Source organism: Mesorhizobium sp. ESP7-2 (assembly GCF_020164715.1).
GTDB lineage: Bacteria > Pseudomonadota > Alphaproteobacteria > Rhizobiales > Rhizobiaceae > Mesorhizobium.
Map to the genome: position 1 here is coordinate 25184 of NZ_JAIUGQ010000051.1, position 11819 is coordinate 37002.

Sequence of the window (11819 nt, forward strand, 5' to 3'; positions counted from 1 at the left end):
ACCTACAATCCGAAATGTCTGTTACAGGGATGTGACGGGCGGCCGTCTGGGCACGCGATCGTGCCGGCCGCTCGAAGACGAGCGGCCACGGAACGCTGCAAGCAGCGGTCGCGTCATGTGATGTGCCGAAAGCGGAGCTGGAGGATCTTGGCTTAGATCAGGCCCGACATGTCGGAAAAGGCCATAGCCTTGCGCAGCACCTCGGCGAAGCGCTCGCCGGCCACCTCGCGCGGACCGCTGTTGTCGATCGACGTGACGCCGGGGCCGGACAAGGTCACACTGGCGCTGCGCGCAAGCCGCGCCAGCACTTCGCCGCGCGACTCGCGGCCGCGCATCGCCAGCCGCTCGGCCAGCACCTCAGGCGAAGCGGTGATCTCCACGATCGCTAGATTGGCATAGCGTTCGCGCAGAGTGGGGATGATCGCGCGCGACACGTTGGCCACGACGACGTGTCCGTTGGAAACAGACCAGTCGACATCGGCAGGCAAGCCATAGCGCAGGCCATGCGCTTCCCAGGAGATGGCGAAGGCGCCGTCGGCATCGGCCTCTGCGAAGGCGGCATCGGCCAGCGTGTCGTGGTCCTCGCTCGCCGCATCGCTCGGCCTGGTGATGACGCGGCGCACGAACTCCAGCTGCGTCTCATCGGCGAAAAGCGCTTTGGCGTAGCCGATGACCGTGTCCTTGCCGGCACCGCTGGGGCCCACGACAGCGACAAAGACGCCGTGACGGATCGGAAAGGTTTCGGCGGACAGTTCGCGCTCGATCAAGGCCGACACCATCATGCCACCCGGCGTCCCTGCCGCCAGACCGTGCGTACGACCGGGACATGATCGTCGACGCGCACGCGCACCAGATCGGCGCGGCGTCCCTGCTCGATGACGCCGCGGTCATCAAGGCCGACGGCCTGCGCCGGGTTCTTCGAAACCATGGCGACGGCCTGCGGCAGCGAAATGCCTTCGACCATGTCGCCGAGGAAGAAGGCCGACTGGATCAGGCTGAAGGGGATGTAATCGGACGACAGGATATCGAGCAGGCCGTCACTGGCCAAGGTACGGGCCGAAACATTGCCCGAATGCGAGGCGCCGCGCATGACGTTGGGCGCGCCCATCAGCACGCCAAGGCCGGCGGCCTTCGAAGCCCGCGCCGCTTCCTCGGTCGTCGGGAACTCGGCGACCCGCACGCCCTGCTCGATGGCCTCGTCGACATGGGCCGACGTGGCGTCGTCGTGGCTGGCCAACACGATGCCGCGCTCCTGGCAGGCGGCGGCGATGAAGACGCGGTTCGGCCCGGAGTTGCGTGCCGATTCGTCCATCCGCTTCTCGCAGAATTTCTGGAAGTCGCGATCCGAGAGTTTCAGCTTGCGCTGGTAGTAGTAGGCATAGGTTTCAAGGTTGACGAACTGGCGCTGGCCCGGTGCATGGTCCATCAGCGATGCCAGCCTGACCCGCTCGTCGCCGTCGAAATTGGCGAATGCCTTGAGGCAGTCCGGCGCCGAGACCTCGCAGCGAAGATGCAAGAAGTGATCGGCTCGCAGACGATCCTGCGCGACACTGTCCTCGATCGCGTCGGCCAGCTTGCGGATGTCGTCCAATGTCAGGTCGGCGTCCTCGTCCATGCCGACGCGCAAGGCATCGAGCACGGTGGTGATGCCTGCGGTCGCGACCTGCGCGTCATGGGCAAGCACGGCGGCGATCGGGTTCCAGCGCACTTTCGGCCGCGGCGCATAATGGCCCTCGAGATGGTCGGTATGGAGTTCGACCAGCCCTGGAATGATGAAGTCGCCGCCCATGTCCTCGCCGGTCCGGGCAGCACCGGCATCGATGCCGGCGATAAAGCCGTCGCGCAGCACCAGCGACCCTTCGACGATTTCGTCGGCAAGAACGATGCGGGCGTTGGAAAGAACAGTTTCGGCGGTCATTGCGGGTAGTCCCTGGTTCTTGCGGTCGGGTTCGTTCAGGCGATTTTCCGGGCCGGGCGGCGTCCAAGCGCGTGCTGGGAAAGCACCATGAACGGCGCACCGGGTTCGGGTTCGACAAACAATGTCAGCGCATCCACCAGCACGGGCTGGCGCAACACATCGGCGAAAAGGCCGTCGATCGCCGCGCGCAGGCGAGGGCTTTCCTGTGATCCTGCCCGGCCGGACAGGGTCATGTGGAAGCGGAAGGTCTCGAAGACATAGGGGTAACCCCATTGGCAGAGATTGCGAAACTCGGCCGGCTTCAGCGAATCCGGGCTGCGCCGCTCGATCTCGGCATCGCTCAACGGCGCGCGAAACCGGTCGAAGTCGCGCACGACGTCGTCGGCGAAGCGGTTGAGCGGAGGCAGCGGATCATCCGACACCAGCGCAAAGAAGCTGTCGATCTGGCTGACGACCAGGCGCGGGATCGTCACGACAGGCGTCACCTCGGCAAATTGATCCAGCGCGGCGCGCAGCGAAGCCTCGGTCTCGTCGGCAGCCAGGTGGAAGGGCGCTTTCAGCGTGGCATGAAAGCCATAGCGGCGCGCCGAAGCGGTGTGGAAGGCGACTTCCGCCGCCGACAGGTCGGCCACGGCCTCAACCGGCCTGGTCGCGGCACCAAACGGGTCGCGGCCCAGCCAGTTGGCGGCGATTCGCGCCAGCGGCTCGTCCTGCCTGGGGGTGAAATAAATGGCATAACGCATGGGAAGTCCTCGTTAAAGCGCGCCGCGTTTGAAGCGATGGTGCGACGCGCTTTACGTCTTCATTTGATGCATGTCGTTGACCCAAAACCGCTACGCACTTTTGGGCGGCATGCACTGGAACCGTTGCCATAGGTGATTTCCATGACGGATTGACGAAGCTTTGAAGGGTTTTCGAAGGCAAATCGACCCTTAGGGTCGTTAGCCGACGATTTCTCCAAGCTGGACCAATAGGTTCAGCCGGAAACGCGGAACGCTCAGGCCTTCATCAACCATTCGTGCTCGGGCGCGTTGTGGAATTTCCACGTCCGCTTCGGTCCGGCCATCACATTGAGGTAATAAAGGTCATAGCCGTGGCAGGCGGCGCAGGGGTGATAGCCCCTGGGCACCAGCACCACGTCGCCGTCCTCGATCGCCATGGCTTCGTCGAGCGCGCGATGGCCATCCTGATCGGCATCGGTATAGACACGCTGGAAGGCAAAGCCCTGCGGCGGGTTGAGGCGATGATAGTAGGTTTCCTCGAGATAGGATTCAGTGGGCAGGTTGTCCTGGTCGTGCTTGTGCGGCGGGTAGCTCGACGTGTGGCCGCCGGGCGTGATGACCTCGACCACCAGCAGCGAGTCGGCGGGCTGGCCCTCCGGCAGGATGTTGGTGACATAGCGCGTATTGGTGCCCTTGCCGCGCACCTCCTGGCCGAGATCGTCCGGTCCGATCACCCTGACCGGCAGGCCGCCGCCCAGGCCGGGCGCCGAGCAGACGCCAAGTTCCAGCTCGGTATCTGCCGTCACCGACCAGTCCGATCCCTGCGGCACGTAGACGGACCATGGCTTGCCCTCGAAGGGCGACATGCGCTCGCCGAGCAGGCCGAGATCCTTGCCGCCGGCTTTCGCGGTGCCCTTGCCGGTGACGAACACCAGGCAGACCTCGCGATCACCCGTCTTTCCCGAGGCGCTTTCGCCTGGTTTCAGCCGATGCAGGTCGAAACCGACATAAGTCCAGCCGGCGCTTTTCGGCGTCACATGGGCGACGCGGCCATGGCCCTTGTCGGCTTTGACGAGCAGTTTGGACATTTCGTCTCTCCTATTGCAGTGGCTTTGACGGGTTGCAGCTTGTCCAAGCCGACGATTTCACCGGTTGTTCAAAAGGATCATCGCAGACGCCTCAGATTGGCCGAGGCCCTCTCAACTTCGTCATCCTAGGGCGAAGCAGGAGCGAAGCTCCGTCGCGTAGACCCTAGGATCCATTCCGTGACCTCGGTCGAAGGACGCAGCGGAGCGGAATTCTGTACCGTCGCAACGCTTCAATCCAACGGCATGGATCCTAGGGTCTGCGCCGCGTCGCTGCGCTCCTTGCTCCGCCCTAGGATGACGAGGCAAGGGGCGTTTCGGCCAATCACCAACGTATGCGATCCGTTGCGCACGTGTCCAATCCACTGGAACTTCTTCCATTATTCCTTGGGTTCGACGGCGCCCTTGGGTTCCTCAGGCGTCGCCTTCGCCTCCTCCACCGGCTTGTAGAGGTAGAAAAACTGCCAGGCGCCGTAGCCGGCGAAACCGAGGGCAATGACGCCCCAGAACGGCGTGCCGGTGGCGAATTCGATCACCGACCAGATCAGGCAGACCGCGACGACGGCGATGCGCCGCCAAAGCGGGCGGAAGAACGGGTGTTCATAATCTTTCATCGCGCCATCCGAAATTCAGCAATCTGTCCTCAGATAGACCGCGCGTCACGGCGAATCCAGCCTTCAGGCATTCGGAAAACCTTGTGTCTCGACCGTGTAGCCGGCTAATGTCATCACCCGCATCAGCTCCTTGTAGCCGACCTGCGCCATCTTGAGCGGCGGGTTCTTCCTGGGATCCTGCTCGGCCTCGACCACGAACCAGCCCTCGTAGCCGTGATCGGCGAAGCGCTGCACGATGGCGCCGAAGTCGAGCGAACCGTCGCCCGGCACGGTGAAGGCGCCGAGGGCCACCGCGTCGAGGAAGGACTGCTTCGTACGGTCGAGTTTGTCGATCACATCCATGCGCACGTCCTTCACATGGACATGGCTGATGCGCTTGTGATGGTTGTCGATGGCGCGCAGCACATCGCCGCCGGCAAAGGCCAGATGCCCGGCATCGAGCAGCAGCGGAATGCCTTCGCCGGAATGGCGCATGAAGGCATCGAGCTCCGGCTCGGTTTCGACCACGGCCGCCATATGATGGTGATAGGACAGCGGCATGCCTTGTTCCGCACACCATTCGCCGAATTCGGTCAGGCGCCTTCCATAGGCTTTCATCTCGTCACCGGTGAGCTTCGGCTTGGTCGCGAGCGGCTTCGAGCGGTCTCCCTGGATCGAGCGGCCGACCTCGCCATAGACGATGCAGGGCGCATCGACCGCCTTGAACAGGTCGATCATCGGCTGGATGCGGTCCTTGTTGGCAGCCATCTCCTCGTCGACCAGCGTGCCCGAGAACCAGCCGCCGCATAGCGTCACGTCGGCGGCTTTCAGGATCGGCAGCATCACCTTGGGGTCGTTGGGGAAGCGGCGGCCCATTTCCATGCCGGTGAAACCGGCCGAGCGCGACTGGCGCAGACATTCCTCCAGCGACACGTCATCGCTGAGTTCGGCAAGATCGTCGTTCCACCACGCAATGGGGGACATGCCCAGTTTGGCTTTCAAGTCGTCACTCCGGTGCTAAAAACAGTTCATTTCTTGTTCGTTTGGAGCCGCCCCTCATCCGCCTGCCCGTCCTCCGCAGCAGCTGCGGAGGGTGGACCGGCTTCCTTCTCCCCGTATAGGGACGGGGAGAAGGAAGAAGCCCCGGCGCCAGCGTCAATCGCCGATGGTCTGCATCTGCCGCTTCTCGTCGTAGGCCTTGCGCGCCGCGTTCACCTGGCTGCGCGCCGACACTTCCGGCACCGCTACGTCCCACCAGTGGCCGCCGGCATCGGTGGAAACCAGCGGATCGGTGTCGATGACCAGCACGGTGGTGCGGTCGTTCTTCTTGGCCTTGTGCAACGCGTTCTCCAGCTCGGCGATCGACGGCACTTTCTCGGCGATCGCGCCCATGCTCGCCGCATGCGCGGCGAAGTCTATGTCGGGCAGGACCTCGTGACGCGAGTCCTTCAGAAGATTGTTGAAGTTGGCGCCGCCGGTCGCCATCTGCAGCCGGTTGATGCAGCCAAAACCCCTGTTGTCGAGCAGCACGATGGTCAGCTTCAGGCCGAGCATTACCGAGGTGGCGATCTCGGAGTTGAGCATCAGATAGGAGCCGTCGCCGATCATGACGACGATCTCCTCGTCGGGCTTGGCCATCTTGGTACCGAGCCCGCCGGCGATCTCGTAACCCATGGTCGAGAAGCCGTATTCGGCATGGTAGGAGCCGGGCGCGCCCGCTTGCCAGAGCTTGTGCAATTCGCCGGGAAGGCCGCCTGCCGCATGCAGCAGCGTCACGCCAGAGCCCATGGCGCGCTGCACGGCGCCGATCACCTGCGCGTCGGAGGGGAAAGCGGCATTGGTCGAGGCCGTCACCTTGGCCGCATCGGCCTGCCAAGCCTTCTTGCCGGTGGCCGCATTGTCGGTCCAGGTGGCAGGCGCCTTCCAGCCTTGCAGCGCGGCGGCGAGTTCCGCGAGGCCTTCGGCCGCGTCGGCGACCAGCGGCAGCGCCCGGTGCTTGCCGGCATCCAAGGGCTGCACGTTGAGCCCGATGATGGTCTTGCCGGAATTCTTGAACAGCGCCCACGAGCCGGTGGTGAAATCCTGCAGCCTGGTGCCCACGGCGAGCACGACATCGGCCTCTTCCGCCAGCCGATTGGCGGCCGAGGTGCCGGTGACGCCGACCGCCGCCATGTTGAGCTTGTGATCGTCCGGCAGCGAGGACTTGCCGCCTTGCGTCTCGCAGACCGGAATGCCGGCGCCTTCGGCGAATTTGGCCAGTTCGTCGGAAGCCTGCGAATAGAGAACGCCGCCACCGGCAATGATCAGCGGCTTCTTCGCCCCCTTGAGCGCGGCGACGGCCGCCGCCAGTTCGCCACGGTCCGGACGCGGCCGCCGCTGGCACCAGACCCGCTCGGCAAAGAAGCTCTCGGGATAGTCATAGGCCTCGGCCTGTACGTCCTGGCAGAGCGACAGCGTCACCGGGCCGCAATCGGCCGGATCGGTCAGCACCTGCATGGCACGATTGAGCGCCGGGATGATCTGTTCGGCCCGCGTGATGCGGTCGAAATAGCGTGAGACCGGCCGGAAGCAGTCGTTTACCGTCGCCGTGCCGTCGGAAAAATCCTCGGCCTGCTGCAGCACCGGATCGGGAATGCGGTTGGCGAAGACATCGCCCGGCAAAAACAGGACGGGCAACCTGTTTACGTGGGCAAGGGCGGCCGCCGTCACCATGTTCAGCGCGCCGGGGCCGATCGAAGAGGTCGCGGCCATGAAGCGGCGGCGGAAATTGGCCTTGCCATAGGCGATCGCCGCATGCGCCATCGCCTGCTCGTTGTGGGCGCGGAAGGTCGGCAGCTCGTCGCGCACCTGGTAGAGCGCCTCGCCGATGCCGGCGACATTGCCATGGCCGAAGATCGCCCAGACACCGCCGAAAATCGGCATCGTCTTGCCGTCGATCTCGGTCATCTGCCGGGACAGGAAGCGGGTCAGCGCCTGCGCCATCGTCAAGCGGATTGTCTTGCTCATCGTCTTCTCCTCCGCAGTCCTTATGCAGCGCCTTGTTATGCCGCCTTGCGGCCGCGCGCGGCAAGCCACGCTTCGGTCAGCTGTTCGAAGCGCGACGCCATGTCGGCGACAGCCTCGTCGTCCGACATCTTGCCGGCCAGCCATTGCTCGGCGGCGTGGACGAAGATGGTGCGGCCAACGGCAAAGCCTTTTACGATGGGCGCCTTGGCGGTGGCGGCGAACGCCGCTTCCAGCTCGTCTTGCGGCGCTTCCAGGCCAAGCAGGACGATGCCACGGCACCAGGGATCGTGCTTCAGGATCACCGCCTCGATTTTGGCCCAGGCGCCGCTCGACGCCTGCGGCTCCAGCTTCCACCAGTCCGGCTTGATGCCGAGCGCATAGAGTTCTTCCAGGGCGCGCGGGATCGTCGTGTCGTCGAGCCTGCCATGCTTGCCGGCTATGATCTCGATGAGAAGTTCCCGGCCGACCTTGCGCGCGGCCTCGAACAGCGCGCGTAGCTTCTGCTGCTGTTCTTCCTTCAGGGCCGCCGGATCGTCGGGATGGTAGAAGCACAGGCATTTGATGCAGTGATCGACCGGCCATTCGGTGAGCTGCGAGCCGATATCCTGCGAGAATTCGAAACGCAGCGGCCGCGAGCCCGGCAGTTCCACCGGGCGGCCGAGCCACGCGAAGGGATGGCGGGCGAACTCGAACATCGCCTCGCGGCCGTGTTTCTCGTCGATCAGCATGCCGTAGCCGTCGCGGCCCGCGGCGACCTTGGCCGCCGCCTTGACCGCAAGCACCTTGAAATCGCGGATGCGTGCGGGATCGGCGCCTGTCTTGGTCGCGACATCCTCGAGCTGCACACGGTGGTCGCAGGCAAGCGCCATCAGCGAAGGGATGTCGCGCCGCCGGGTGGTCGCCCAATGGATGTGGTTGATCGCCTCGTCCTTGCGCAGCGCCCGATGCTTGCTGCCGTTCCTGAGGAAGAACTGCAGCTCCTCGAAGGTCGGATATTCCGGTGCGCAGAGCAGCCGCGACACGGCGAAGGCGCCGCAGGCGTTGGCCCAGGTCGCCGCCGTGGCCAGGCTTTCGCCGCCGAGCCAGCCACGCAGCAAGCCGGACATGAACGCGTCACCGGCGCCCAGCACATTGTAGATCTCGATCGGGAAGCCCTGCCCGACGATACCGTCCTCGAGATCGTCGCTGATCGGCCCGTCATAGACGATGCAGCCCATGGCGCCGCGCTTCAAGACGATGGTGGCCGAGGACAGGGCGCGGATCGTCTTCAGCGCGCTCAGGCAGTCGTCGGCGCCTGACGCGATCATGATCTCTTCCTCGGTGCCGACGATGAGGTCGCAATCGGGCAGCACCGTCTTCAACTGGGCCGAGACCCGGTCGGACTTGACATAGCGCTCGAACCCTTCGGCGTGGCCAGCGAGACCCCACAGGTTCGGCCGGTAGTCGATGTCGAAGACGACCTTGCCGCCCCTGGCCTTCATGATGCGGATCGCCTTGCGCTGGGCGGCGTCGCTGTTGGGACGGGAAAAATGCGTGCCGGTGACGACGATCGCGCGGGCCGAGGCAATGAACGCCTCGTCGACATCCTCTTCGGCCAACGCCATGTCGGCACAGTCGGAGCGATAGAAGATCATCGGCGAGACGCCTTCGCTCTCGACCGAAAGCAGCACCAGCGCGGTCAGCCGCTCCTTGTCGGTCTTCAGCCCGTCGACATTGACGCCCTCGCGCTTCAGCTGCTCGCGGATGAAACGGCCCATCTGCTCGTCGCCGACGCGCGTCAGCAGTGCCGAGCGCAGGCCGAGCCGCGCCGTGCCGACCGAGATGTTGGCCGGGCAGCCGCCGACCGACTTGGCGAAGGAGGTGATGTCCTCGAGCCGCGAGCCGATCTGCTGGCCGTAGAGGTCGACGGACGCGCGGCCGATGGTGATGACGTCGAGCGGCGCCTGTCTTGCGTCCACGGCTTCGCTCATTGGAACCTCCCGTCGGTCTTGTCGTCATGGACAACATTGTTTGGGTAACACGCGCGAGCGTCGGCGTGGTGCCGGCAATATGAAATAATAATTCCAATCCATAGTCAATATGGAATGAGCATTCCCTGAGCTAAAATTGCCTTGGTGGGATGCTCGATCACGCCTTGCGCTTGCGAGTCGCGTCGCGCCGCTTCTCGCCGACGCCGACGGTAAGCGCCATGGCCAGCGCCATTGTCGCCGACAGCGAGCGGAAGCCGGCGAAATCCGCTTCGGCAACCTCGAACCAGACCCTGGCGAACTGGGCGAGCGGCGAGAATGAGCTGTCGGTGATGGCAACGATCGGCACGCCCTGCTCGGCAATGGCGCGCGCCTCCTCGATCGTGGCCGGCGCGTAGGGCGAGAAGCTGATGGCGATGACGGCGTCCGCAGGTGTGGCGAAGCCGACCATCTCGGCATTCAGCCCGGCAGCCGATTCGATCAGCTGGTTGCGGATCTTCAGCTTGCCGAGCGCGTAGGCGATATAGCTCGCCACCGGATAGGAGCGTCGCTTGGCCAAGACATAGATGGTCTGCGCCTTTGCCAGCAGAGAAATCGCGTCTTCCAGATGCGCGTCATCCAGCGTGCGGGAAATGTCGTTGAGCGAGGTGCTGGCGGCGGCGATGAAGCCGTCGAAGATCGCCCGGTGACCGGCGCCGCCCTCGGCCTTGGCGCGCAGCGCCTGCAGCCGCTCGTCATAGGAGGAGTTGCGCTCGCGCAGCCGCTCGCGGAACACCTGCTGCAGGCTGGTGAAACCGTCGAAACCGAGTTGCTGGGCAAAGCGGATCAGGGTCGAGGGCTGCACGCCGGCCGAAGCGGCGATGCTGGCGGCGGTGCCGAAGGCGATATCGTCGGGATTGTCGAGCGCGTAGGCGGCGATCTGGGCGATGCGCTTGGGCAAGCTCTCGCGCCGATCCAGAATGGTGGCGCGCAGCGTCTCGAAGTCGCGAGGTACCTGTTCGTCCATCGTCGCTCTGTTCAGGCTGTCTGGAAGCTCTCTCTGCCCCATCATAGCGGGCCTGCGCAAGAACGCCATAAAAAATGAGGCAGACATTCCATTCCGGAAAGAAATGGACTAATTCATCCACGCAGCATTCATGGCCGTGGAGGAACGAAAAATGGTCGGCGTAGGTCTTATCGGCACGGGCTTCATGGGCAAATGCCACGCCATCGCGTGGAGCGCGGTCGGTGCGGTCTTCCCCGACGCGACCAAGCCACGGCTCGTCCATCTCGGCGAGGTCAATGAGGACCTCGCCAGGCGCAAGGCCGGCGAGTTCGGCTTCGCCAAGGCCTCCGGCGACTGGCGCGCCGTGGTCAACGATCCCGAAGTCGATGTCGTCTCGCTCACCACGCCCAATCAGTTTCACCCGGAAATGGCCATCGCCATCCTTCAAGCCGGCAAGCATCTGTGGTGCGAAAAGCCGATGGCGCCGAGCTTTGCCGAAGCCGAGGCGATGGCGGCCGCGGCCAAGAAATCAGGCAAGGTCGCGGCGCTTGGCTACAATTACATCCAGAGCCCGGCCATCCGCCACATCGGCGCGCTGCTCGACGAGAAGATCATCGGCGAGGTCAACCATCTGCGCATCGAGATGGACGAGGATTTCATGGCCGATCCCGAGGCACTGTTCTTCTGGAAACACGAGGCGGCTTCCGGCTACGGCGCGCTCGACGATTTCGCCGTGCATCCACTGTCGCTGGTCACGGCGCTGTTCGGCCGCGTCGCCAGCGTCATCTGCGACATGGCCAAGCCCTATGCCGACCGCAAGCTCGCATCAGGCGGGCGCCGCGCGGTCGAGACGTACGACATCGCCAGCGTGCTGATGCATCTGGAAAACGGCGTTGCCGGCACGCTGCAGGTCAACCGTTCGGCCTGGGGCCGCAAGGGCCGCATCGCCATCCAGATCTTCGGTTCCAAGGGATCGATCCTGTTCGACCAGGAGCGGATGAACGAATTCCAGCTCTACCTGACGTCGGACCGGCCGACCGAACAGGGCTACCGCACCATACTGGTGGCGCCGCAGCACAAGCCCTATGATCTTTTCGTGCCGGCGCCCGGCCACGGCCTCGGCTTCAACGATCTCAAGATCATCGAATGCCATGAATTGCTGACGCGACTTGCCGGCAAGCCGGCCCGGCTCATCGAGTTCGCCGAAGGGCTGGAGATTGAGCGCACCGTGCACGCCATGGCGCGCTCCTTCGAGGAGAAGCGCTGGGTGGATGTTAGGTAACGATCGCGCTGGCGCCGGTCCAGGCTTCCACGTGATCCAAACGTCGGCGGGCAGGTTTCAACGTCGGCGCTGCCCCTCATCTGCCTGCCGGCATCTTCTCCCCGTATAGGGACGGGGAGAAGGGGCGGTGTCGGTCTTGGCGCCTGTTCTGCAACGCAGCCGATTGGCGAAATCCGGCGAAGGCTGTCCAGCGGATAGATGGGTAACAGAATGAACCGGATACATAGGTAACAGTTTTCTCCCCCTAAGATGCGGTTGCCG

The 11819-nt window shown here is 64.3% G+C and carries 10 protein-coding genes; 1 reads left to right on the forward strand and 9 read right to left on the reverse strand.

What is annotated here, in order from left to right:
* Positions 1-152 precede the first annotated feature (152 nt).
* The 9 genes from phnN to LB543_RS30340 form a co-directional block, all read right to left on the reverse strand.
* Positions 153-782, reverse strand: coding sequence for a phosphonate metabolism protein/1,5-bisphosphokinase (PRPP-forming) PhnN (gene phnN / locus LB543_RS30300; RefSeq protein ID WP_224616766.1), 630 nt, complete (start codon positions 780-782; stop codon positions 153-155).
* The gene (locus LB543_RS30305) at positions 779-1918 is read right to left on the reverse strand and encodes an alpha-D-ribose 1-methylphosphonate 5-triphosphate diphosphatase (protein WP_224616768.1); all 1140 of its coding nucleotides are present in this window, start codon (positions 1916-1918) and stop codon (positions 779-781) included. Before LB543_RS30305 ends, phnN begins: the two co-directional genes overlap by 4 nt.
* A 35-nt stretch (positions 1919-1953) precedes the next feature.
* Positions 1954-2661, reverse strand: coding sequence for a DUF1045 domain-containing protein (locus tag LB543_RS30310; RefSeq protein ID WP_224616771.1), 708 nt, complete (start codon positions 2659-2661; stop codon positions 1954-1956).
* 254 nt (positions 2662-2915) lie between these two features.
* Positions 2916-3728, reverse strand: coding sequence for a 5-deoxy-glucuronate isomerase (iolB, locus tag LB543_RS30315; RefSeq protein WP_224616773.1), 813 nt, complete (start codon positions 3726-3728; stop codon positions 2916-2918).
* Between the two features lie 377 nt (positions 3729-4105).
* A complete protein-coding gene (locus LB543_RS30320) occupies positions 4106-4339 on the reverse strand; it encodes a DUF3329 domain-containing protein (protein WP_140758789.1) in 234 nt (77 codons plus the stop codon).
* A gap of 63 nt (positions 4340-4402) precedes the next feature.
* Positions 4403-5320 carry a myo-inosose-2 dehydratase gene (iolE, locus tag LB543_RS30325; RefSeq protein ID WP_140812273.1) on the reverse strand — a complete coding sequence of 306 codons (918 nt, stop codon included), beginning with the start codon at positions 5318-5320 and terminating at the stop codon, positions 4403-4405.
* 153 nt (positions 5321-5473) lie between these two features.
* Complete coding sequence (gene iolD, locus LB543_RS30330) at positions 5474-7324, reverse strand: 3D-(3,5/4)-trihydroxycyclohexane-1,2-dione acylhydrolase (decyclizing) (protein ID WP_224616775.1); 1851 nt, start codon at positions 7322-7324, stop codon at positions 5474-5476.
* Positions 7325-7359: 35 nt separating this feature from the next.
* Positions 7360-9294 carry a bifunctional 5-dehydro-2-deoxygluconokinase/5-dehydro-2-deoxyphosphogluconate aldolase gene (locus tag LB543_RS30335; protein WP_224616777.1) on the reverse strand — a complete coding sequence of 645 codons (1935 nt, stop codon included), beginning with the start codon at positions 9292-9294 and terminating at the stop codon, positions 7360-7362.
* Positions 9295-9451: 157 nt separating this feature from the next.
* Positions 9452-10297: a MurR/RpiR family transcriptional regulator gene (locus LB543_RS30340; RefSeq protein ID WP_140812270.1), complete on the reverse strand. Its 846-nt coding sequence runs from the start codon at positions 10295-10297 to the stop codon at positions 9452-9454.
* A gap of 151 nt (positions 10298-10448) precedes the next feature.
* Here LB543_RS30340 and LB543_RS30345 point away from each other — a divergent pair, with 151 nt between their 5' ends.
* Entirely contained in the window at positions 10449-11558 is a 1110-nt protein-coding gene (locus LB543_RS30345) for a Gfo/Idh/MocA family protein (RefSeq protein ID WP_224616779.1), read from the forward strand.
* The last annotated feature ends 261 nt before the right edge of the window (positions 11559-11819 follow it).